Annotated in this window: 21 protein-coding genes, 1 tRNA gene and 1 pseudogene; 11 read left to right on the top strand and 12 right to left on the bottom strand. The window is 70.1% G+C overall.

Annotated features, from left to right (window positions below; genetic code table 11):
* The first annotated feature begins 170 nt into the window (after window positions 1–170).
* The 3 genes from BJ971_RS39890 to BJ971_RS39880 are packed head-to-tail and all read left to right on the top strand — an operon-like array spanning window position 171 to window position 1,308.
* Entirely contained in the window at window positions 171–827 is a 657-nt protein-coding gene (locus tag BJ971_RS39890; RefSeq protein WP_184998435.1) for a hypothetical protein, read from the top strand.
* On the top strand, window positions 824–1,210 hold the full coding sequence (locus tag BJ971_RS39885) for a hypothetical protein (protein WP_184998434.1): 387 nt from the start codon (window positions 824–826) through the stop codon (window positions 1,208–1,210). Before BJ971_RS39890 ends, BJ971_RS39885 begins: the two co-directional genes overlap by 4 nt.
* Window positions 1,171–1,308 carry a hypothetical protein gene (locus BJ971_RS39880; protein WP_184998433.1) on the top strand — a complete coding sequence of 46 codons (138 nt, stop codon included), beginning with the start codon at window positions 1,171–1,173 and terminating at the stop codon, window positions 1,306–1,308. The genes BJ971_RS39885 and BJ971_RS39880 overlap by 40 nt, the downstream gene beginning before the upstream one ends.
* 152 nt (window positions 1,309–1,460) lie before the next feature.
* On the opposite strand, the gene BJ971_RS39875 is transcribed toward BJ971_RS39880, so the two are convergent.
* Together BJ971_RS39875 and BJ971_RS39870 are read right to left on the bottom strand one after the other, a co-directional pair.
* Window positions 1,461–2,738: a calcium-binding protein gene (locus tag BJ971_RS39875; protein WP_184998432.1), complete on the bottom strand. Its 1,278-nt coding sequence runs from the start codon at window positions 2,736–2,738 to the stop codon at window positions 1,461–1,463.
* A gap of 577 nt (window positions 2,739–3,315) precedes the next feature.
* Window positions 3,316–3,406 (bottom strand) — tRNA-Ser (locus tag BJ971_RS39870).
* A 165-nt stretch (window positions 3,407–3,571) separates the two neighbouring features.
* Here BJ971_RS39870 and BJ971_RS39865 point away from each other — a divergent pair.
* A complete protein-coding gene (locus BJ971_RS39865) occupies window positions 3,572–4,885 on the top strand; it encodes a hypothetical protein (protein WP_184998431.1) in 1,314 nt (437 codons plus the stop codon).
* On the opposite strand, the gene BJ971_RS39860 is transcribed toward BJ971_RS39865, so the two are convergent.
* Window positions 4,846–5,619, bottom strand: a complete 774-nt coding sequence (locus tag BJ971_RS39860; RefSeq protein WP_239087883.1) for a CPBP family intramembrane glutamic endopeptidase — start codon at window positions 5,617–5,619, stop codon at window positions 4,846–4,848. The genes BJ971_RS39865 and BJ971_RS39860 overlap by 40 nt on opposite strands.
* A 156-nt stretch (window positions 5,620–5,775) precedes the next feature.
* On the opposite strand from BJ971_RS39860, the gene BJ971_RS39855 reads away from it, so the two are divergent.
* On the top strand, window positions 5,776–6,885 hold the full coding sequence (locus tag BJ971_RS39855; protein WP_184998429.1) for a globin domain-containing protein: 1,110 nt from the start codon (window positions 5,776–5,778) through the stop codon (window positions 6,883–6,885).
* Here BJ971_RS39855 and BJ971_RS39850 read toward each other — a convergent pair whose 3' ends face one another.
* A complete protein-coding gene (locus tag BJ971_RS39850; protein WP_184998428.1) occupies window positions 6,886–8,427 on the bottom strand; it encodes a peptide deformylase in 1,542 nt (513 codons plus the stop codon).
* 401 nt (window positions 8,428–8,828) lie between these two features.
* Here BJ971_RS39850 and BJ971_RS39845 point away from each other — a divergent pair, with 401 nt between their 5' ends.
* On the top strand, window positions 8,829–9,551 hold the full coding sequence (locus tag BJ971_RS39845) for an IucA/IucC family C-terminal-domain containing protein (RefSeq protein ID WP_184999355.1): 723 nt from the start codon (window positions 8,829–8,831) through the stop codon (window positions 9,549–9,551).
* Between the two features lie 21 nt (window positions 9,552–9,572).
* Here the strand turns inward: BJ971_RS39845 and BJ971_RS39840 are convergent, their stop codons facing one another.
* Window positions 9,573–11,540, bottom strand: coding sequence for a DUF6311 domain-containing protein (locus BJ971_RS39840; RefSeq protein WP_184999354.1), 1,968 nt, complete (start codon window positions 11,538–11,540; stop codon window positions 9,573–9,575).
* A gap of 266 nt (window positions 11,541–11,806) precedes the next feature.
* Between BJ971_RS39840 and BJ971_RS39835 the strand changes: the two genes are divergently transcribed.
* Window positions 11,807–12,520 (top strand): class I SAM-dependent methyltransferase, encoded by a 714-nt coding sequence (locus BJ971_RS39835; RefSeq protein WP_184998427.1) that lies wholly within the window; start codon window positions 11,807–11,809, stop codon window positions 12,518–12,520.
* Window positions 12,521–12,591: 71 nt separating this feature from the next.
* Here the strand turns inward: BJ971_RS39835 and BJ971_RS39830 are convergent, their stop codons facing one another.
* The 3 genes from BJ971_RS39830 to BJ971_RS42445 form a co-directional block, all read right to left on the bottom strand.
* Window positions 12,592–13,122: a YbhB/YbcL family Raf kinase inhibitor-like protein gene (locus BJ971_RS39830; RefSeq protein ID WP_184998426.1), complete on the bottom strand. Its 531-nt coding sequence runs from the start codon at window positions 13,120–13,122 to the stop codon at window positions 12,592–12,594.
* 309 nt (window positions 13,123–13,431) lie between these two features.
* Window positions 13,432–14,088 (bottom strand): GNAT family N-acetyltransferase, encoded by a 657-nt coding sequence (locus BJ971_RS39825; RefSeq protein WP_239087881.1) that lies wholly within the window; start codon window positions 14,086–14,088, stop codon window positions 13,432–13,434.
* Between the two features lie 29 nt (window positions 14,089–14,117).
* Window positions 14,118–15,059: a C40 family peptidase gene (locus BJ971_RS42445; protein WP_239087880.1), complete on the bottom strand. Its 942-nt coding sequence runs from the start codon at window positions 15,057–15,059 to the stop codon at window positions 14,118–14,120.
* A 67-nt stretch (window positions 15,060–15,126) separates the two neighbouring features.
* Between BJ971_RS42445 and BJ971_RS39815 the strand changes: the two genes are divergently transcribed.
* Together BJ971_RS39815 and BJ971_RS39810 are read left to right on the top strand one after the other, a co-directional pair.
* Complete coding sequence (locus tag BJ971_RS39815; protein WP_184998425.1) at window positions 15,127–15,468, top strand: YciI family protein; 342 nt, start codon at window positions 15,127–15,129, stop codon at window positions 15,466–15,468.
* On the top strand, window positions 15,456–16,643 hold the full coding sequence (locus BJ971_RS39810; protein WP_239087884.1) for an RNA polymerase sigma factor: 1,188 nt from the start codon (window positions 15,456–15,458) through the stop codon (window positions 16,641–16,643). Before BJ971_RS39815 ends, BJ971_RS39810 begins: the two co-directional genes overlap by 13 nt.
* On the opposite strand, the gene BJ971_RS39805 is transcribed toward BJ971_RS39810, so the two are convergent.
* Window positions 16,640–17,428, bottom strand: a complete 789-nt coding sequence (locus BJ971_RS39805) for a TIGR02452 family protein (RefSeq protein ID WP_184998423.1) — start codon at window positions 17,426–17,428, stop codon at window positions 16,640–16,642. The two genes, BJ971_RS39810 and BJ971_RS39805, sit on opposite strands and share 4 nt — an antisense overlap.
* Before the next feature lie 55 nt (window positions 17,429–17,483).
* Here BJ971_RS39805 and BJ971_RS39800 point away from each other — a divergent pair, with 55 nt between their 5' ends.
* The gene (locus BJ971_RS39800) at window positions 17,484–18,590 is read left to right on the top strand and encodes an acyl-CoA dehydrogenase family protein (protein WP_184998422.1); all 1,107 of its coding nucleotides are present in this window, start codon (window positions 17,484–17,486) and stop codon (window positions 18,588–18,590) included.
* Between the two features lies 1 nt (window position 18,591).
* Here the strand turns inward: BJ971_RS39800 and BJ971_RS39795 are convergent, their stop codons facing one another.
* Window positions 18,592–19,125, bottom strand: a complete 534-nt coding sequence (locus tag BJ971_RS39795) for an NADPH-dependent FMN reductase (RefSeq protein WP_184998421.1) — start codon at window positions 19,123–19,125, stop codon at window positions 18,592–18,594.
* A gap of 142 nt (window positions 19,126–19,267) precedes the next feature.
* Here BJ971_RS39795 and BJ971_RS39790 point away from each other — a divergent pair.
* Window positions 19,268–20,191: pseudogene (locus tag BJ971_RS39790) on the top strand (acyltransferase family protein); the annotation flags it as partial.
* Between the two features lie 7 nt (window positions 20,192–20,198).
* Here the strand turns inward: BJ971_RS39790 and BJ971_RS39785 are convergent.
* Together BJ971_RS39785 and BJ971_RS39780 are read right to left on the bottom strand one after the other, a co-directional pair.
* The gene (locus BJ971_RS39785) at window positions 20,199–21,068 is read right to left on the bottom strand and encodes a hypothetical protein (RefSeq protein WP_184998420.1); all 870 of its coding nucleotides are present in this window, start codon (window positions 21,066–21,068) and stop codon (window positions 20,199–20,201) included.
* Between the two features lie 164 nt (window positions 21,069–21,232).
* Window positions 21,233–22,231 carry a tetratricopeptide repeat protein gene (locus BJ971_RS39780; protein ID WP_184998419.1) on the bottom strand — a complete coding sequence of 333 codons (999 nt, stop codon included), beginning with the start codon at window positions 22,229–22,231 and terminating at the stop codon, window positions 21,233–21,235.
* Between the last annotated feature and the right edge of the window lie 29 nt (window positions 22,232–22,260).

The following is a 22,260-nucleotide window of genomic DNA, read 5'->3' as shown; positions in this document are numbered from 1 at the left end:
CCCGCGTGCCGGTGGGTGGCGCGCCGTGCCGCACGGCGGCCCGGCATCCGATCCGGTCGTTGCCGGCCCCGGGCCTCCGAGCGGAAGCCTAGGCCACTTGACCAGGAAAGACGGGCAATCACGTCGAGATCACCGCCGACGACGGCGGCCGACCTGAGACGCCCGTCACCATGACGCACGCCACGGGGACGCGGACCGGTCAGGCGGGGTCGAGGGCCCGGCCGACCTTCCGGGGCTTCGTCGACGATGACAGCGACGCGGTTGTCACGGTCCGGGCCTTCGACGCGGCGGGCAACATGGCCTCGCTGACCACGACCGTGCACGTGGACAACAAGGTGCCGAAGCTGGCGGGCCTCTCGCCCGCGGTGGGCACCGTGATGCGCACCGGACCGATCGACATCGCCCTCGCCGAGGTTGCGGCCGACGCCGTCAAGGTCGAGATGACCGAGGGGCAGCGCGGCGCCTCTCTCGTCACGAAGACCGAGACGCCCTGGACCTTCCACTGGGAGGGCCTCGACAAGACCGAGTCTCCGTGCTTCCGGGCCACCGACAAGGCCGGCAACGGATACACGATGTGCAGCGAGTACATCGTGGACGACGGCTACTACACCAGGAGTGTGCTGTTGGGTCGGCGCCATCAGCCGCATCCGGCCGATGCTGCACGACGCAGGGATTGCCCGTACCGAGTGGCGGGTGAACGGCGTCCTTACCTCCACGGAGCCGGTGTTCGACTGGGATGCCACGCGACTCAAGGCGCCGACCGCCACCATCGGCGTCCAGGTCTGGGACGCCATTCGGCCACACCTCGTCGAAGTCGTTCCTGGTGAACATCGACAGCGTCGGGCCGGCCGAGCGGGCGCTCGTCCGTGGCTCCAGCTTCCGCACCTACATCAAGACGTCCGATCCCCGCGGCATCGGGGATACCGCGCTGATCGGCACCGGCTACCCGTCCAGCCCCATCACGTCCTTCACGGAGAAGACGGGCAAGGACGGCACGCAGTCGGTGCTGTGGCTGAGCGCCGACACGTTCGGGAACCCCACGTACGTCAAGCGCACGGTGATCGTCGACAACACCGCGCCCGCCGTGTCGATCAAGAAGGCGCCGAAGAACAAGGCGAAGGTCAAGAAGAAGTTCACGGGCACCGCAACGGGATCGCCAAGGTCCAGCTGGTGGCCACCGACGCCAAGGCGGCCTACAGCTTCACCGTGAACCCCGCGAAGTACGGAGAGAAGTTCACCGTCCGGCTTCGCGCGTACGACAAGGCGGGCAACCTCAGATACGGCGCCAAGCGCACCTACCGCCGCTGACGCACGCAAAGGCCGGGTCGCACCTTGTGGTGCGGCCCGGCCTTTTGCGTGCGTCAGAGGTCGCCGTCCAAACGGATCAGCGGGGACGTACCGGCGGCTGGACTTCTCCCGCTGGTACGCCCCCGCTGATCGGGACGTTCAGTCGCGCGTTGTTACTTGGCCGACTGGAATGCGGCCACCCGGGCCTTGGCCTCCGCCGCGGCCTTGACGGCGCTCGCGGTCGGTGCCGTCGACGAGGTCGCCGAGCGGGCGGCAGCGGGGAGCCGCGGGACCTCGAGGAGCTCGCAGTTGGTCGCGGTGCCCGCCGCCATCACGAGGCAGAGGTCGCCATCGACGGACTCGGTGCCGCCGTCGACGAGGTCGAGAGCCGTGTCGCTGCCGATCTTGTTGAGGTCGTCGTCGACGTACTCACCGACGAGGAAGTCGTCACCCTCGTCGCCGTAGACGTTGTCGTCACCCTCCTGGCCGAAGAGGTAGTCGGTCTCGGTTCCGCCGTTCATCCGGTCGTTGCCGGTCGCACCGAGGAAGAGGTCAATGCCGCCCTCGCCCCAGAAGTAGTCGTTGCCGCTCTCACCGATCGCGTCGTCGTCTCCGGCGCCGCCGATGATCCGGTCGTCGCCGGTGCCGGCGTAGAACACGTCCTTCGCGGCGTCACCGTAGAGCGTGTCGTTGCCCGCTTCGCCCCAGATCTCGTCCTCATCCGCGCCGCCGCGGATGATGTCATTTCCGGCTTCGCCGCGGATGTAGTCGATACCCGCCTCGCCGTACACGGTGTCGATGTCGGCACCGGCCCAGATGTCGTCGTTTCCGGTGCCGCCGACGAGCCGGTCGGCGCCGGAGCGGCCGTAGATCAGGTCGTTTCCGGAGTCGCCGTAGACCTTGTCGGCGCCGGTTCCGGCGTCGATGCGGTCGTTGCCGGTGCTGCCGTAGATGGCGTCGTTGCCGGAGTCACCGAAGATCGTGTCGACGCCGCCCTTGCCGTACAGCTTGTCGTTGCCGGAACCGCCCTGGAGCTGGTCCTTGCCGGAGCCGCCGGTCAGGGTGTCGTTGCCCGAGCCGCCGTCGGTGAGCAGGTACACAGAAGTCTTGTTGGTGACCCAGTCGTTCTTGTCGCCGAGCGCGACGCTCAGCTTGGTCGTCTTCTTCTTCGTCGTGCACTTGACCTTGGTCTTGTCGCCCTTGACGGCCTTGCATCCCTTGCCGGCCTTGATGGCCACCTTGTCGTTCAGGGTGACGGTGCGGCCGGAGATGGTGATGGTCAGCCCGTTGCTCTTGCCCTTCAGGGCGTTGAACTGCACGGTGGACGACCCGACAACCTTCGCCAGACCCGCCGACGCCGCCTGCGCGGGCATCGCGAACAGCGCGGTGGACGCGACAGCGGTGGCGGTGAGGCCGATACCGGCGAGCGCCTTGCGATGGAACACGGACATGCAGAACCCCCGTAGTTTGCGTGCGGTGATCGGCGATCATCGTACGTGAGGCGCGCTCGCCATTTAGTCCCGATGGGACGGTAACGACTCGTCCTTTCGGCTTAAAATCGCCACCGTCGTTTGTGGAGCGTCAGACCTCGTTTTCGATGACGGCGAAGCCGCGGGACGCGCGGCCGCGCACGACCCTCCAGACCGGATCCGCACACGCATCGGGAAGAAGCGCGCGGATCAGGGTGAAGCGTGCGGATCATGGGGAAGCGCGCATCGGGGAGAAGGTGGCGCAGAAGGCAAAGGCCGAACCGACGCGAGCCGGTCCGCGAAGCCCGCCCGGGTGCCGAGTCCATCGACGGGCACGTCGAACGGGATGCGTTCGAACCGCGCGAACGCGTCGGCGACTCACCGATATAGGACCGCGGGCTCACCCATGGTCACCGCGACCCGGACGAGCAAGAGTGGACGAGGCTGCCCATCGCCACCGGCCGTCCGAGGACGGCCGGCCTAACCCGTGATCGGGCCGGGAAGCAGAACGGCCGCGATCCGCGCTTTCCGCGGGTCACGGCCGAATTGGTGCAACAAGCGGAGACTCCGGGATTCGAACCCGGGAGGGGCTATAAAACCCCAACCGCATTAGCAGTGCGGCGCCATAGACCGGACTAGGCGAAGTCTCCTCAGGTGGCGTGCAAGCCACCGCCGGTTGAGGATACCGGACCGCCCTGGCGCCCGGCAAAGAGGTTGCCCCTCAGCCGCGCCGCGCCCCGAAATTCGAAGGAATCGACCGACCGCACCCGCTTCCAGCAGGTGAAACGGCCGACACCAGGCTAGGCTGCCACGGCATGGAGGAGAATGAGCAGCCGCAGCGCCGCCCGCGGACGCCGAACCCCGCGTTCAGCACGCCTGACCAGCCAACTTCTCCGAGCAAGCCGGCGAAGGCACCCCCGGCGGTGACCTTCCGGCCACCGTCCGAGAGCAAGAAGCCCTCCGGTACGCCCGCAGGGGACAAGCTGCCCGTCAAGTCGGCGCCGCGCAAGGCTGCCCCCGCCGCCGAGACACCGACGCCGGCACAGCAACCGCCCGCGAAGAAGGCGGCAAAGGCTCAGCCGAGGACGCAGCCGGCGGCCAAGACCCCGCCGTCACGGGTCGAGGTGTCCGCACCGACGCCACCGGCCGCCGAGCCAAAGCGGGCTCCCGAGAAGGCACAACCGGCGAAGACCCAGCCCGCGAAGGCACAGGCCCCGAAGGCGCAGCCGGCGAAGACTCAGCCCGCGAAGGCGCAGCCGGCAAAGGCGCAACCCGCCAAGGCCACGGCGAAGGACTCCGGTACGCCGGCCAAGACGGTCGTTGCGAAGGCGGCCGCGACGGTCAAGGCGGCGGCCGCGGAGGTCGCACCGGCCGTCGTTGCACCGGACATGACCACCGTTCCCGACGAGGAGACGGCGGCGGCCACGCCCGCCCCCGATGCCCCGACCCTTCCCCGTCCGGCCGCACCGGCGACGGACAGTACGTCCGTTCCCCGCACCGAGGCCTGGGCGGCCCTCATCGCCGACCCCGGCCACTCGCCCGAGCTGCTGGCGCTCGCCGCCACCCAGACCATCGGCCCCCGCGCTCAGCGGTGGGCCCGCCGCACCCGCGACGCCTACCCGGCCGCGACCGCGGACGGGCTGGCGCGGCTGGCGGTCGAGCAGGTCACCCGGTTCGGGGGCGTGAGCAGCCTCGTCGCGGCGGCGGCCGGCTCGTACGCACCCGTCGCCCTGCTGGGTGCGGTCGCGTTCACGCAGGCCGAGCTGGCGTTGCACGTCGCCGCGGCGCACGGCCTCGATCCGACCGACCCCGAGCGCGCCGCCGACCTTCTCGTGCTCACCCGGGTGTACCCCGGCCGGGAGGAGGCCGCGGCCGCGCTCGCCGCCGCGCGGGGCCACGGCCTCGGGAGCGCCGGGCTGACCGAGGCGACCCGGCGGCTGGGCGGCAGGCTCGCCGTCCAGGCCGGCGGGTGGGCCGCGATCCGGGTGGTCAACCGCTTCTTCCCCGGCGCGGGCCTGGTCGCGGCCGTCCTGGGCAGCCGGGGTGCCGCCGCGGCGATGGCCGCGCGGGCCACCTTCTACTACCGGGGTCAGAGCCAGGTGAGCCAGCGGTCCGGCAGCAGCGTGTAGCCGACGAAGGCCACGACATCCAGCAGGGTGTGCGCCACGATCAGCGGCATGACCCTCCCCTTCCTCAGGAAGAAGAGGGAGAACAGCACGCCCATCACCGCGTTGCCGACGAAGGCGCCGAAGCCCTGGTACAGGTGGTAGGAGCCGCGGAGGACCGAGCTGGCGGCGACGATGTAGCCGAGCCGCCAGCCCAGCTCGCGGAGCCGGGTCACCAGGTAGCCGACCACGATCACCTCTTCGAGGATCGCGTTCTGCATCGCGGAGAGGATCAGCACCGGGACCGCCCACCAGACCGGCTGGAGCGCGGCCGGCACGATCTGCGCGTTCAGCCCGAGCTGCGCCGCCACGTACACCAGAAGAAGGCCGGGCAGCCCGATGACCGCCGCCAGCGCGACGCCCCAGCCGGCGTCGCCGGCGGGCCGGCGGAGGTCGATGCCGAGCGTGCGGGCCGGGTCCAGGCGGTCGCGGCTGAGGAGATAGAGCACGAGCAACACCGGTACGAGCGCGAAGAAGATCCCCAGGAGCTGGTACGTCAGGTCGAGGTAGATCCGCGGCGACCGGGACTGGTTCAGCACCGCCGCCTGCTGGGAGAGTGGCGGCCCCGCGGTCAGCTTCGCCACCAGTGACACGACCGCGTAGACGGCCGAATGGCCGAGCGACAACAGCAGCACGATCGCTATCTCCCAGCGGAGCTGGTAGCGGGTTGCCGGGGTGCGCTCGAGGGCTGCCGTCACGCCGATCACTCTATGAGCATCAGTCGTTCGAGTGATACCGAGTAGGCACATTCGGACCTATCGGGGCAAGCGACGCGCCGAGCACCGGCGATTCTGCGGCATGTATCGCACTTTCCGTGCGATGCGTAACCGTCTGATCTGCCCAGGCTGATGGACATGGGAGACCTCGCGCGTTTGCTCAAGGAAAGCTGGAGCCTCGTCGAGGAGTATCAGGACAAGGTCGCCGGCTATTTCTACGCGCGGATCTTCCTGTCGCACCCGGATCTGCGGGACCTCTTCCCCGTTCACATGGACGTGCAGCGATCCCGGTTGCTCAACGCGATCGTCACCGCCGTGCAGACCCTGGAGGATCCGGAGAAGTTCGACGACTACCTGCGTGGGCTCGGCCGAGACCACCGCAAGTTCCACGTGGAACCGGAGCACTACGAGGTTGTCGGAGGAGCTTTGATCGAGGCGATGCGGCATTTCGCGGGCGAGCAGTGGGGCGTCGAGTACGACCAGGCGTGGGCGGACGCCTACGCGGTGATCGCCGCCAAGATGCTCTCCGGCGCGGAGGCGGACACCAACCCGCCGTACTGGTATGCGGAGGTGATGTCCCACGAGCGCCGGGCCAAGGACATCGCGGTCTTCACGGTCATGCCGATGCATCCGCTCGAGTACCGCGCGGGCCAGTACCTGAGCATCGAGTGCCCGCGCTTCCAGCCGCGGCTGTGGCGGACCTACTCGCCGGCGAACGCGCCGCGCCGCGACAACACGATCGAGTTCCACGTCCGCGCCGTCGGCGCCGGCTGGGTCTCCAGCGCGCTGGTACGCCGCCTCGAGGTCGGCGACATGATCCGGCTGGCCGCGCCGATGGGTTCGATGAACCTGGACCGCCGCTCGACCCGCGACGCGGTCTTCGTGGCCGGCGGCACCGGCCTGGCCCCGATCAAGTCCTTGCTGGAGGAGCTGACCCGGTACAACCGGACCCGCTGGGTGCACGTCTTCTTCGGCGCGCGTACCCGCGAGGACCTCTACGACCTGGCCGAGCTCAACCGGCTCGCCGCCCGCTACCCCTGGCTGTCCGTGGTGACCGCGTGCAGCGACGACCCGACCTTCCCCGGCGAGCAGGGCAACATCTCCGAGGTCGTGGCCCGCTACGGGCCGTGGAACGAGCACGACTTCTTCGTCTCGGGCTCCGGCTCGATGGTCAAGGCGACCCTGAAGACCCTGTCGGAGCTACAGGTCCCATCCGTACGGATCAAGTACGACAGCTTCTCCGAGTAGCTAGTAGCTCCAGGGTTGGCCGGACTGGCGGTACTCCTCGACCGGCACGAGGTGGGCGCCCGCCGCCATCCGGTCCACGTACAGGCGGCCCTCGAGGTGATCGATCTCGTGGCTGACCAGCCGGGCCATCGCCCGCTCGAACGAGGTGATCACCCGGGTCCCGTCGTAGCGGGCGTGCTCGACGTCGACCCGCAGCGGCCGCACGACCAGGCCGCGGTAGTCGAAGAAGGACAGACAGCCCTCGTACTGCTCGTCGGTCTCGCTCGACTCGTCGACGACCCGCGGGTTCAGCAGGATGACCGGCTCCGGGCCGCGCTCGGGCGGGCGCACCACGGCGGCGGCGACCGCCAGGCCGATCTGCGGCGCGGCCAGCCCGACGCCCTTGCTGAAGTCGTGCAGGCCCTCGAGCCGTTCGAGGATGGTCCGCAGGCCGGCGACCGCGTCGCGGCAGGCGGCCTCCTCCCGGGGCAGCTGGAAGTGCCGGGCGCGCTGGCGGAGCAGGTCCGCACCGCGCTGCACGATGCCTATTCCGCGCATGCGCTGGCTCGCTCTCAGCTCGTGACCGTTGATCTCGGGCTTGGGGACTCCTTCGTCCGGGGTGGTCGGTGCGGCTTCTCCGCGGAACCGCCATTCGAGGCGGTAGCGGGCGTTCAGCAGTGGCGCGTCGGTCGACCATTCGAAGACCGCGCGGTGCGCGTCGCAGTGGCGTTCCGGCGGGGTGCGGACGGGTACCTCGGCGGCAAGCGAGGTCTCGACGCCCCAGACCTGCGGCTCGAACTCGGCCGGGAAGTCGAGGCGCACGGTGAGGTTGCGGGTGGGCAGGCGGACCGCGCGCTGGAACCACTGGCCCCACTTCTCCTCGCCGACGCTGTAGGCGTACTCGATCGAGGTCCGCTCGCCGGGGTAGAGGGGGAACTGGCCGTGCTCGTTCTGGAAGAGCAGCCAGACCTCCTTGGCCGCGTCGCGGTCCAGCTTGAGCCGCCACTGCATCCGCTCGGGCGTGTCTCCGTCGCCGGCGACCGCGCGCAGGTCCATCTCCTCGAAGCTCAGCGGGTGCTGCCGGTGGTGCCGGTTGGAGCCGGCCGGGTCGTTCGGGTACCGGTCGACCGCGATCTTGACCAGGTACCGGGTCACCGGCTCGACGCCGGCGTTGTACAGCGCCCGGTGGATCACACACCGGTACGAGTGGTTGGTGTACGTGAGCTCGGCGATCTCCTGCTCGACGATCAGCCCGGTGCCGGGCGGCATCCACTGCGCGGGCACGGGTGGGTCCCGGTGCAGGACGGGGCCGCGGGCGTGCCGCAGTTCGTCGTACTCCTGGAAGCGCTGCCAGATCACCCCGCCGGCGGCGAGGACCGCCTCCGCGCGCCGGGCGAAGTCCTCGGTCGGCTTGTGGCGTCGCCCCTCGACGTGACTCACGTACGACGGATCGAAGCCCATGCGCGCCGCGAGCTGCTTCTTCGTCATCCCGCGCTCGACCCGCCACTGCGAGAGTGCCGACACGAAGTGGTCGGCAGCCCTCTCGACAGGCGAGGTGGTCATCACGGATGTCCCCTTTGCGACAGGAATTTCAGTGTCCAGTCTTGAGGTGTTCGTAAGGGGTTAGTAGCGCGTTGCCGACAGATACCTTGACGAAACCGGCAACGGCGCAACGCTCGGTCAGGTCACCGTCGCTGGGGGTATTTACCCGAAAAGCACCTGCCCGAGGGGCGGGTAAACCGGCATTTTGCCCGCGTGGTTAGGTTAGCCTTAACAAGGTACGGTGGACCGTCCCGAAGACCCGACGACGCGTGGCGAGGTGCAGTGGTGATCCGGCAGCAGCAGCCGCTCAGCCCCGGCCGGGACGACGGCCGCCGGTGACCACCGCCCTGGATCGCGCCCTCGCGGGTCACTCCACCGACACCGACCGGGCGCTCGCGCCGGTGACGGCGACGCTGCGTGCCATGTTCGGCACGAGCACGGAGCTGCCCGGGCTCGCGCCGGATCTGCTCGTCGAGGACCCGGCCGGCTGGCTGCCCGCCGCCGACCTCAGGGGCGCCGGCCTGGAGGCCCTGCTGGAGCGCTCACGTGGGCGCTGGCAGGCGCAGCCGCACGCCGCGGCCGCGCTCGCGTGGAAGGCGTACACCTACTGGCTGGCCCTGCCGGCCGTGCTCGGCTGGGCCTCGGCGCGCCGGGTGCCGCTGCTGACCGGTGAGGACGTGCTCATGCACTTCGCCGACCCGCGGCCGCTGGTCACGCTGGGCCTGCGCAGGAGCGTCACGGTGGCGCTGCTGCCGTCCGACCCGCTGGCGGTGAGCGGCCTCGCACAGGTGCGGGTCGTCGCCGACGAGGCCGCCCTGCTCGAGGAGCTGCGCCGGTCGCTGCTGGACGAGCACCTGACGCCGCTGCTGGACGCGATCCATGCCAAGGTGCGGCTGGGCAAGCGGACGCTGCTGGGCTCGCTCGCCTCGGGCGTGGCCCACGCGGTGCTGCGCTCGGCGGACGCGCTGCCCGGCTCCTCGGCGGAGACCATCGCCACGCTGCTCGGCGCCCTCGGCGTCGACGACCTGATCGAGCTGGTCCCGGATCAGGCCGGACGGCTGGAAGTGCGGCGCAAGACCTGCTGCCTCGCCTTCACCCTGCCGAACCCCAAGGTGTGCGCGGGCTGCTGCATCAGCGCCGCCTGAAAGCGGCGCCGGCCGGCTGTTCTACTGGGCGCCCTTCTCAGCGTCCACGAGGTTGCGGACGTCCCAGATCCAGGCGCCGCCCGTCCAGGTCGGCTGGAAGCCCAGCAGATCGGTCATCGCGCGCAGCATCTCGATGTCCCGGACCTGCGGGGTGAGCACGACCACACCGGCCTTCCAGTAGCGCAGGTCGGCCAGGGTCATCTCGCGCCGGGTCTCGGTGATCTCCGGGATCGGGTTGCCCTGCTTGATCGACGCCATGAGGCCGCTCGTCGGCCGCCACGGCGGCGCGAACAGCGCCGAGCGGTCGGTCGGGTCCAGCGGGTTCTGGTTGGGCAGCAGCGCGTACGCGCTCGCGATCCGCATGTCCTGACCCGTGTACGCGCTCCAGCGCAGCGGGTCCGGGTAAGAGCTGTCGGGCAGCGGCAGGGCGACGAGCGTGTGGTCGTCGTCCACGTACTGCCGCCAGGCGCCCGAGGTCACGAAGTCGGGGACCGGGTCCATCGGGGTGGCGCGCACCGGGGTCGGCGCGAGCGGCACGAGCGCCATCGCGACCGCCGTGATCATCGCGACCCGCACCGGGCCCCGGGCGGCGGGCTGCGCCTTCATCAGGTCCGACGCGCGCTGGCAGCCCAGCGCCAGGATGATGCCGACGACCGGCGCGATCGCCAGCGCCCACCGGGTCGGCACCGCCGAGTTCAGGACCGGGACGCTGTGCAGCAGCGACCAGAGGCCGGGGACACCGGTGTCGACGCCGTTGAGCCGGATGCGCGGGCCGAGCGACATCGCGCCGAAGAGCAGCGCGATGCCGGCCAGCGTCACCACCGCGACGTTGCGGCGCATCCAGGCGACCAGGCCGAAGAAGAGGATGACAAGACCCCAGCCGAAGAACGCGTTCTCCTCGGCGGCGTTCTGGGCGAGGCGACCCGCGGTGATGCTGTTCCCGGCCACCGAGCGCTGCGCGTACGCGGTGAAGGAGCCCAGGTCGGCGCCGAAGTAGCGGACGAACTCGGGCAGCCCGTGGTAGCTCTGCGGCCCGAAGAACTGCACGCAGAGGGGGTAGGCCAGCACCGCAAGCGTGACGGTTGCCGTGACGGCGAGGCCGCGCAGGAAGGTGGCGATCTCACCGCGCCGGTCCTTGCGCCGGGAGACCGCCATGACCGCGCAGAAGATGCCGAGGCCGACCGCGGTCATGAAGAGGATCTCGAGGTTGATGAACGCCTGCCAGACCAGCAGGCCCGCGAGGATCAGCCCGTTGCGGACCGCGCGACCCCGCGTGCGCAGGGCGAGCGTGCGCCAGATGATCAGCGGAACCAGGAACTGGGAGACGATGTTCGGGTGGCCGCCGGCGTGCGAGATCATGCTCGGCGCGAACGTGGCGAACAGCGCGGCGACCCAGGCGGCGAGCCGCGAGCTGACGAACTGGCGCGACAGCACCAAATACCACGAGATGCCGGTGACTGCCAACGCGAGAGTAAGAAACGCGTTGAACGCCACATGCGGCCCGAACAGCGCAGTGATCGGCGTCATCGGCAGCGAAACGGCCAGCACCGAGGTGTTGGCCATCATGTTCACCCCATCGGGGTAATTCATGCGATCCGAGAAGAACGGATAAACGCCATCCGTGAGCACGCGCGCACCGTGCGCCAACATCCACTCAAAGAATGCCTGATCTTGCGGATCATCACGCAACTCATGATCAACATTGAGCCACAACGGGATCGTGATGTAGATCGCTACCGCAATGAAGGTCGCCATAGCGAGAACGTCTCGCCTGGTGAGAGAGCGCCACCAACGGGGGCGCGGTGCAGCCTCCGGCTCACTCTCCGCAGCGGCGTCAACTGCGGGTATGACCGAGATGGGCGCGGTGGCGACCTCTGTTTCCAGGGCGAGCAGCTCCGCGTCCAGGTCGTCGGCGTCGGCCTCGTGGTTGGGCGGCAGAACGTTCCCGCCGGCCGACTGGCCTGTCGAGTCAATACCCGTAATCGTCATAGCATCGGCGAGCCTAACCGAGGTTGGTAACAGTGTTGTGACGGGTGGGGCAGGCGTGATCGAGCCGATATCTAGGCCTGTATTAGCGGTCGATGGCGGCACCCGTGCATGATGGGTAACGCCCGTGGGTACCCACAGGGCCAATGTCTCAATCAGGCTAATAATGAGCGGCCACCCCCTGCTCAACTTTCGGTTGCGCGCGGTGGATGGTTAACTCTTCCGGTCCCGCTGTCAGCTCGGATCGGCAAGACGAGGGAACCTTACTTATGGCAGACATCACTGGAGACCAGCGGATCCAGTCCGAAGTGCTCGAAGGCCTCGCCACGGCCGTGAACCACCGTCGTTGGTTCGTGGAGCTCGCGCTCCCGTACCTGGGCGACAACCCGATCGAGATCGGGAGTGGTCTGGGCGACTATGCGCTCGAGTGGGCGGAGCGGGTGCCCCGCTTCACCGCGACCGAGGCGGACCCTGACCGGCTGGTGCTGCTCAAGGAGCGCCTCGCCGACCACACCAACATCGACGTGCGGCAGATGCTGCTGCCGTCCGCCGATGCCGACGGTGAGTACAGCGCGGCGGTCTCCTACAACGTGCTCGAGCACATCGAGGACCACGTCGGTGCCCTGCGCAGCATGGCTGAGCTCGTCCGCCCCGGCGGCCGGATCATCCTGATCGTGCCGGCGTTCATGTTCGCGATGAGCCAGGTCGACATCGCGACCGGTCACATCCGCCGCTACACCAAGAAGACGATGCGTGCCGCCATGACCGAGGCGGGCCTGACCATCGAGAAGCTGCACTACGCGAACGCGCTGGGCCTCATCGGCTACTACGGCGCGACGAGCATCTTCAAGCTGGCCCCGAAGGAGGGCCCGATGGTCAAGGTCTACGACACCCTCGTGCTGCCGGTCACCAAGGCCGCCGAGAGCATCGTGAAGCCACCGTTCGGGCAGTCGGTCTTCGTGGTCGCGAAGGTTCCCGGCTGATCCTGGTCGACTGACGAAAGCCCGCCGGATCGCGGATCCGGCGGGCTTCGTCGTGTCTGAGGCCTTTCGGCCTAGCCCCGCACCTGGTACGTCGGGCGCAGCGTGGCCCGGGCCAGGGTGTGGAACGCGAGGTTGAAGCCGACGTAGGCGGGCGTGGCGTCCGCGCCGACCTCGAGGCGGTCGACGTCGAGCGCGTGCACGGCGAAGACGTAGCGGTGCGGCCGGTCGCCGGGCGGCGGGGCCGCACCCCCGTAGCCGGTGTCGCCGTAGTCGTTACGGACGGAGAACGCGCCGCCGGGCAACGGGTCGGCGCCGCGGGCGAGCTCGGTCACCGAGGCCGGCAGGTTGACCGCGACCCAGTGCCAGAAGCCACTGCCCGTCGGCGCGTCCGGGTCGAAGCAGGTCACCACGAAGCCGCGGGTCTCCGCCGGGAAGCCGGACCAGGACAGCTGCGGTGAGAGATTCTTGCCGCCGACGCTGGTGTGTGCGTACAGCTCGTCGAGTGGGCGGCCGTCGGTCACGTCCGCGCTCGTCACCGTGAAGGCCGGGACCGGCGGCAGGATGTCGTAGGGATCCGGCGCTTCGGCTCGCTCCAGGCTCATGCTCGGTAGTCCTTCCAGATCATCCGGCGCCGGACGGCGCCTACTTCATCTCTTCCCCCAGAGCTCCGAGGGTAACGGGGTGACATGTCGCACATCTTTCGCCCCGGTTGCCCGGTCGGACACCAGAAATTCAGAAACGCACAGGTGGTCCGCATACTCCGGCCCGACTTGGGCAATTGTTATGTCAGACATCCGACCGGGTACGAAGGGCAGGAGATCCCCGCGCTCGGTCGTGATCGGTCGCCGCGAGGCGTCCAGCAAGTCGGCACCCGCCCAACGGGACGGGTGCCGACTGCTGTGCGCGGGTGGTCAGAGGCCGAACAGCGGCAGGCAGGGCTCGAGCCCCTCGATCCGGACGTCGACCGTGCGGGCGGCGGCCCAGCCCGCCCGGTCCAGCCTCAGCCGGCGTCCGACGACCGCCTCGCCGCGGACCAGATGCCGGGCGGTCCCGTCGTCGGTGTAGCCGAGCCGGCGCGACACCCCGTACGAGGCGACGTTGTCCGCGAACGCCTCCGAGGTCGCCCACTCGGCTCCCAGCCCGGTGAAGGCCAGGTCGAGCACGGCGGCCCGCATCTCGGTGCCGTACCCCTTGCCCTGGTGCTCCCGGCCGAGCCACGAACCCGAGCCGACCTCCCGCAGGCCGGCGAAGTCCTTGGCGTCGAGCGCCTGGGTGCCGATCACCTGCCCGTCGGCGAGGGTCACGAAGTGCAGCGACCAGTCCTGCGGCGACCACCGGCCCCACATGCTCCACTGCCACTGCAGCGTGCTGCGGGCCCGCTCCAGCGGGGTCCCGTCGGTCCACGGCACCGCGAACGGCTGCCGGTCCGGCGCGTGCACCCCCGCGGCGGCGGCCGCTGCGAGTAGCGCCAGGTCGTCCAGGCCCGGGACGCGCAGTTCGAGTCGCGGCGTGTGCAGCGTGAGCCCGAACAGCGGCCAGTACTCGGTGATCATGCGATCGATTCTCACGCCCGCACCCACCGCGCGTTAACCGGTTTTCAGAAGCGTTCGATGTGCAGTCCACCGTAAAGCGGCCGATAAACGACACCCGTACGCGGGTTACCGGCGTCGATCATCATTCCGCCGCCCATGTAGATCCCCACGTGACCGGGGCCGACGACGAGGTCACCCGGACGTGCGGCGTCCCGGGAAATGCTGTGGGCGCGGGCCGCCTGACCACCCGATGAATGCGGCAGCCGCAGGCCGGCACGCGCATACGCGCGCTTGGTGAATCCGGAGCAGTCGAACGAATTCGGGCCGTCTCCACCGCGCCGGTAGTTCTTGCCGAGCTGCGCGCGGGCGTACTCGATGACCGACGTCATCCGCACCCGGCCCCGGCCGGAGCCGAAGTGCCGGGCGGTCTTGCGGTGGCGGTTGGCGGTGGACCGCGACTTCCCCGCCGAGGTCCGTTCGACGACCGCCGCTTCGGAGCGCCGGGGTGCGTCCCGGCGGTGTGCGGCGTCCCGGCGTTGTGTACCCGCCCTGCGCACCTGCGTCCTCCGCGGCACCGCCCGGACCTTTCCCGTCTCCCAGGTCGCGGAGCGCTGCGCCGAGCGCCCCGCGGAGCGGTAGGCCATCGAGCGGGAGACCCGCTGTATCGCGCGCTGATCCAGGCGCTGTTGCTGCGCGGCCGTCGGCACGGTGAGCGGGGCGTGCGCGATCTTGACCGTGAACTCGACGTTGGCGAGAACCGGCGAGCCGACGGCGAGCGCAAGAGCGCTGGCGGCGAGGACGCGGCGGGTTGACGGACGGGACAGCGAAGCCTCCGAGTTCGGCCCGGGGCACTCGCGCGATCCCAATTCGATACGGCCAACGGTGCCGCCGTACCGGTTGTCACCCGTTGAGCGGCGACAATGGAAACCCGGGCAATTATTGGTAATTCCGTCGATCATGCCAACACACATTCGCTGTGCCGTTGCACGGAACCGGAAAAATTGCACCGGGCGATGTAGATCCGAGCGCAACCCGTTCGTATGACAAGTGAGCATTCCTCGAAAGGGAGTCACCTTGAAGACGTACCTGCTCAGCATCTTTCAACCCGACGGTCCGCCGCCACCGCCGGAACTACTCGAACCGATCATGCGTGATCTTGCAGCCCTGAACCAGGAACTGGTCGACACCGGCGCGTTCGTGTTTTCCGCGGGGTTGTGCCCGCCGGGCACCGCCACCGTGGTCCGGCTCGCCGAGGGCGAGGTGCTGCTCACCGACGGTCCGTTCACCGAGGGCAAGGAGCACCTCGGCGGCTTCACGGTGATCACCGCGCCCGATCTCGACGCCGCCCTGAAATGGGCGCGGCGGTTGGCGGCGACGACGACCCTGCCGATCGAGGTGCGGCCATTACAGGGCTGAGCGAGGTGTTCCGGGCCGAGTACGGCCGCGCGGTCGCCGTGCTGACCCGGGTCCTCGGCGACCTCGACCTGGCCGAGGACGCCGTGCAGGAGGCGTTCGGGGTGGCGAGCGAGCGGTGGCCCGCCGACGGCGTACCGCCGAGCCCGGCCGGCTGGATCATCACGACCGCCCGGAACCGGGCGATCGACCGGTTGCGACGCGAGTCGGCCCGCGGGCCGAAGGAGGCGGAGGCCGCCATGCTGTTCCCGGTGGAACCGGTGGAGGAGGAGGTCGACCGGCTACGGCTGATCTTCACCTGCTGTCATCCCGCGCTCGGCGAGGCGGCCCGGGTCGCGCTCACGCTGCGGCTACTCGGCGGACTCACCACGCCGGAGATCGCCCGCGCGTTCCTGGTGCCGGAGCCGACCATGGCGCAGCGCATCGTCCGCGCGAAAGGCAAGATCCGCGACGCCGGGATCCCGTACCGGATTCCGCCGCGCGCCGAACTGCCGGAACGGTTGCAGGCGGTCCTCGCGGTGATCTACCTGATCTTCAACGAGGGGTACGCGGCGAGCTCGGGCACGGCGCTGGTCCGCGACGACCTGTGCGCGGAGGCGACCCGGCTGGCCCGGATGCTCAGGGAGCTGCTGCCCGACGAGCCGGAGGTGCGGGGCCTGCTCGCGTTGTTGCTGCTCATCGGGGCCCGCCGGGCGGCAAGAACCAATGTGGACGGCGCGATGATCCGGCTACGGGATCAGGACCGCTCGCGCTGGGACCCGGCGATGATCGCGGAGGGGCAGGAGCTGGTGCGCGGCTGCGTGCGCCGCGGCCGGCCCGGCCCGTATCAGCTACAGGCGGCGATCAACGCGGTGCACAGCGCCGCGCGGGACGTGACGACCACCGACTGGGCGTCGATCCTCCAGCTGTACGATCAGCTGTTGCAGGTCGCGCCGACGCCCGTGGTGGCGTTGAACCGGGCGGTGGCGATGGCCGAGGTGGTGGGTCCGCGTGTCGCGCTGGCGGTGGTGGACCGCCTCGAACTGGAGCGGTACTACCTGTTCCACGCGGTCCGGGCGGACCTGCTGCGGCGGCTGGGGCGCGAGGAGGAGGCTCAGGCCGCGTACGAGCTGGCCGCCGGGTTGACGGCCAACGAGGCGGAGCGCTCGTTCCTGCTGGGCGCGCGCGCCGGGCGTTAGCGCCCCGCGTCCGCGAAGACGGCCGTGAAGGCGTCCCGGTTCGCGCCGAGGACCGCGAACACGACCTCGTCCATCGGCTGCCGCTCCAGCGCCGCCGCGAACGCCCGCGCCACGGTCGCCGGGTCGTTGCCGAACACCCCGCAACCCCACGCGCCGAGCACGAGCCGGCGGTGCCCGTGCGCGGCGGCGACCGCGAGCACCCGTGCCGCGCGGCGGCTCAGGATCTCCGGAACCTCCGCGGCCAGGTGGGGCTGGCCGCGGCGGATCGCCGCCAGGTTCGGGGCGGCCGAGGTCAGAAACGTGACCGGGTACGCCTGCGTGAGCCACGCGCCCTTGTCGTCGCGGAACACGGGTACGCCGGGCGAGTAGATGACCCGATCGGTGTAGGTGAGTTCGGTCCGCGCCCGGTGATGGGCGTAGAAGTCGCCGGCCGCGCGCAGGCACGGGTACAGCCCCGAGCTGCGGGCGAGGCTCTCCTCCTGTGCCTGCGCACCGTTGAGGAAGCCGCCGCCCGGGTTGCGCGCCGAGGCGAAGACCAGCGCGGCGACGTCGCCACCCATCCGCCGCGCGGCCACCAACGTGGACTCGCCGGTGACCTCGATCCGTCCCGCCGTCCCACCCGGCGAATCCGCCTCGGGTAGCGGGTCCTCGGGCAGGTAGAGGCGGGTACCGGCGACCGCGGGGCCGACGTCGATTCGCACGTCGCCGCCGTCGGGGCCGCGATACCGGCCCAGCTCGGCCGCCGCGACGGTCTCCCGGGCGATGGCCCGCAGTCTTTCGCTCATGATCCATCCATGATGGCAAGATTCGCGGACGCGGTCACGCGAGATACTCGGCGTCATGCCGCAGCCATTGATCGACGACATTCGCCGGCTCACCACCGAGATCCGCGCGCTCGCACCCCGGATCGAGCAGGACCGCGAGGTGCCGGCGTACCTGATCGACCGGCTCGCCGCGCTGGGCGTCTTCCGCCTGGCCGCGCCGCGCGCCGCCGGCGGCGCGGAGGCGGAGCCTGCGGACCTGGTCGAGGTCTGCGAGGAGCTGGGCCGGGCCGACGGGTCCGTCGGCTGGTGCGCGATGATCGGCGCCGCCACCGGGATCGCCCTGGGCTACCTGCCGGAGGACACCGCCGCCGAGCTGCTCGCGGACCCGCGGTTCCTGATCGCCGGCGTGGCCGCGCCGATGGGCCGCGCGGTGCCGGTGGACGGCGGCCACCGGATCACCGGCCGCTGGCCGTTCGCGAGCGCCTGCCGGCAGGCCACCTGGCTGGTCGGCGGCGTGCTGGTCGCCGACGGCACGCAGCCGCCGCGGCCGCGGCTGGCGATCATGGCGCCCGGCGACCTGACCATCCACGACACCTGGGACGTCGCCGGGCTGCGCGGCACCGGCAGCCACGACATCGAGGCCGCCGACGTGTTCGTGCCGGACGCGCGCGTCTTCTCGCTGGCCGCGCCCCCGGTGCAGCCCGGCCCGCTGTACGAGTTCCCGCCGCTCGGCCTGCTGGCGCTCGGCATCGGGGCGGTGTCGCTGGGCATCGCCCGCGCGGCGATCGCCGACTTCGCGGAGCTGGCCCACGGCAAACGCAATCCGGTCACCGGCGAGACGATCGCGGCCAAGCCGTCCGTGCGCGCCGCCGTCGCCGAGGCCGAGTCGCTGCGTGCGTCCGGGCTCGCGTACCTGCGGGCGGAGGTCGCGGCGACCGGGGCGGACCCGGAACGCCGGGCCCGGCTGCGCCTGGCCGTGCGCACGGCGACCCGGAACGCGGTCCGCGCGGTGGACCTGGTCTATCAGGCGGCGGGCGGCAGCGCCGTGTACGCCGCGAGCCCGCTGCAACGCCACTTCCGGGACGTGCACGTGGCCGCGCAGCACGCGATGGTCAACACCGACGTGCTGGAGACGGCCGGGGCGGTGCTCCTCGGGGAATCCGTGAACACCGCCCGCCTGTAGCTCAAGCCGCGGCGTAGGGCCGGGTCTCGCGGGCGTCGCGCAGGGTGTGCGCCCACCAGGCCAACTGATCGAGCAGCCGGACCGCGGCGGGCACGCACGCGGAGGGGTCGGCGGGCAGTCCGTCGGCGCCGAAGCACGCCCGCCCGCCGTGGAAGCTGACGGTCTCGCGGACCGTGACCGCGTGCAGCTCGGCGAAGACCGGCCGCAGGTGCTCGACCGCGCGCAGCCCACCGGACAGCCCGCCGTACGAGACGAAACCGACCGGCTTGACGAGCCACTCATCGCGGTGCGCGTCGATCACGGCCTTGAGCGGCGCGGGGTAGCTGTGGTTGTACTCCGGGGTGACGACGACGAAGGCGTCGGCGACCCCGAGCTGCTTGGTGACGGTGTCCTCGTCGGCCAGATCGACGATCTCGATGTCCAGACCGGCACGGCCACGCGCCACACCGGCGAACCAGGCGGCGACGGTCGGCCCGAACCGCCCTTCCCGGGTGCTCGCGACGATGACGGCCACCCGGAGCGGCTTAACGGACAAAGGTTCCTCCTCGGTCGATGCGATGACAGACACGACGCTAAAACTTCAACCGAGGTTGAGGTCAAGCCGACGGGTAGACCCCTGCTCAAGGGCTTGTTGATCAAGGCTGTGTTCATGATCACCTTGGGGTCTTGGGGGCGTTGAGGTGTTCTTCCTCATCAGCGGCTTCGTCATCTGCATGACGGCGTGGAACAAGGGGGTCGGTGACTTCTTCGCCTCCCGGGTGACCCGCCTCTACCCGGCGTACTGGATCGCGCTCACCCTCTCGGTGATCGTCATCGCCATCTGGCCGTCCGTGCGTTCGATCAGCTCGTGGACGGATGTCGCGATCAACTACACGATGCTCCAGCAGGGCATGGGTGTTCCCCACGTCGACGGCGTGTACTGGACCCTCTTCGCCGAGCTGAAGTTCTACCTGGCCTTCACCATCGTCGTGGCCATGGGCGTCACCTTCCGCCGGTGCGTGATGTTCTGCGTTTTCTGGACCCTCGCGTCGCTTGTCGCCCGCGAGCTGGGCAACGACGTGCTGTGGTCGTGGGTCATGCCCTACTACGCCCCGTACTTCACCGGCGGCATCGCCCTCTACCTGATCTACCGGTACGGCATGTCGATGATTCCGGCCGGCGTGCTGGGCATGAGCTTCCTGCTCGCCGAGTACAGCGTGAAGCAGCGGGTGGCGAACCTCGAACCGGTCGTCACGAACGTGGACCACCCCATCGCGGCGTGGCCCGCGCAGGTCATCGTCGCCGCGGCGTTCCTGTTCATGACGCTGCTGGCCCTCGGAAAGTTCAGCGGCATCCAGTGGCGCTGGCTGACCACCGCGGGAATCCTGACCTACCCCGTCTACCTGCTGCACCAGGACATCGGTCTCACGCTGCTGAACGGCCTCCGGGACCGGATCCCGGCGCTGCCGCTCGCGCTCGGCGTCATGGCCCTGATGCTGCTGTTCGCCTGGCTCGTGCACCGATTCGCGGAGCGCCCCCTGGCGGACCTGCTGGGCCGCGCGGTGAACAAGGGCGTCGCCGACGTCCGACGGCACTCCGCCGCGCGCAGCCGAGCCACCTGACCGCCCGTTACTGGTCGGCGCAGATGGCGATCGCGTCCAACCGCCAGTTCCTGATGATCGGGTCCTCCTCGACGGCGTGTACGTCGACACTCGTGCCGGTGCTGGCAGGGCGGACCCGGTCGATCGTCAGCTCGCCGTCGAAGGGGTGGCTCGTGTGGGTCTCGTAGCCCGTACCCGTCAAGATCTTGCCGGCCGGGCAGACCGCAACCGTGCTCTTGACCTGCGCCGAGCCCGTGGAAAGGCCCTGTGCCACGACGCGTTCCAGGCCCGGTAGCGGGTTGGCGCAGACCGCGAACGCCTGCACGCTCCAGGAGGCGAGGACGGTGTCGGACTCCCATGCGTGTACCGAGACACCGATCGGCGCCCAGGACGGGCCGACCTCGGGCCGGACGCTGCGGATCACAATCTCGCCGGCGGAGCCGTTCACGCTGTAACCCGTGCCGGTCAGCTGCTTGCCCGCCGGGCACTCCGCATATGCCACCTTCGAGGCATCCGAGTCGAAGGCGCTGTTGGCCACCACCCGCTGGAGGCCCGGCAGTGGATCGGAACAGATGGCGCTCGCCGAGACGGACCAGTCCTGGCCGGTGGTGGCGTCCGCCTCGACGGCGCCCACCCGGGCCGACGTCGGCGCCGCGTCCGGGCTGCCCAGGGGGATGACCTCGTCCACCACGATCTCGTTGCCGGCGGTCGTGGTGGTGCTGTATCCCGTACCGATCAGTCGCTTGCCGCTCGGGCAGGCCGCATCGGGTGCGGTCTTGAAGTCGGCCGAGTCGGCGACGCTCGACGTGGTGACCACGCGAAAGCCGGTTACCGCGGCCGAGGCGGGCGCCGACGCGACGACCAGCGCCGTCGCCGCCACTCCGCCGACGACAGACATCCGCCGCACCGACCCGATTCGTCCCCACGCGCGAGCGATTGACATTCGTTCTCCATTTCCGGGGGCGGCGGCAGGCAAAGCTAACGCCGGGCGGCCGGCGAACGGGATAGGGCGAATGACATATCCGTGGCCGGCCCGACCGAGATCACGCTGCGGTGCCGTGATCAGCTTCGTGCTCGCTCTTGGCGTACCCGTTCGAGCGCGGCGGTGTCGGATTCGAGGTCCGGGTGGCCGATTTGGCGGTCGAGGTCGACGACGATTTCAAGCTCGCCGACTGCCCGGTCGAGATCCCGTTCCGCCCGGTGGACCATCGCGATGTTGTACCGGATGACGGCTTCGCGGGCGCGGTCGCCGACCTCCCGCAGGATGGCCAGGGCCTGCTGGTAGTAAGCCAGGGCCTGCGGCCCGTCCCCGAGCCCTCTGTACACGAGGCCGATGTTGCCAAGGGTGGCGGCTTCGCCGGCGCGGTTGCCGACCTCCCGGATGATGGGCAGGGCCTGCTGGTAGTAGGCCAGGGCCTGCTCCCGGTCCCCGAGCCCGTCGTGCAGGCTGCCGATGTTGTTGAGGGTGGCGGCTTCGCCACCGCGGTCGCCGACCTCCCGCCGGATGGGCAGCGCCTGCTGGTAGTAGGCCAGGGCCTGCTCCCGGTCCCCGAGCCCGTCGTACACGCCGCCGATGTTGTTGAGGGTGACGGCTTCGCCACCGCGGTTGCCGCCCTCCCGCCGGATGGACAGGGCCTGCCGGAGGTAGTCCAGGGCGTGCCGGCGGTCCCCGAGGCTGTCGTGGACGAGGCCGATGTCGTTGAGGGTGGCGGCCTCGTTGCCGCGGTCGCCGGCCTCGCGATACCGGTGTAGCGCCTGCTCGTAGTTGGCCAAAGCCTGTCGGGGCTGCCCGGTGGAGGATTGGGCCCAGCCCAGGGCGTAGAAGGCGTCGGCGTCCGGGCCGAGCTTCAGGGTCGCGGTCGCCAGGGCCGCCACGTCCGCGAACCGGGACCTGGGCAACCACACCCCGGCCGCTCGGTGCCCGACATCCCGGGCGATCGCGGGCTCCCGGCCGGCGACCGCCAGCCGGTGCACCTCCACCCATCTGACGACCGTGCCTGAGATCTCCACAATGGCCAGCACGATATGACCGACACCGGCCCGGTCGACCCCAACGACCATGATCCGACACCAGTGTCTGATCTACCGGC

It is taken from the genome of Amorphoplanes digitatis (assembly GCF_014205335.1).
GTDB lineage: Bacteria > Actinomycetota > Actinomycetes > Mycobacteriales > Micromonosporaceae > Actinoplanes > Actinoplanes digitatus.
Note: the sequence above shows the minus strand (reverse complement) of the source record. Positions and strands in the feature narration are given on the sequence as shown.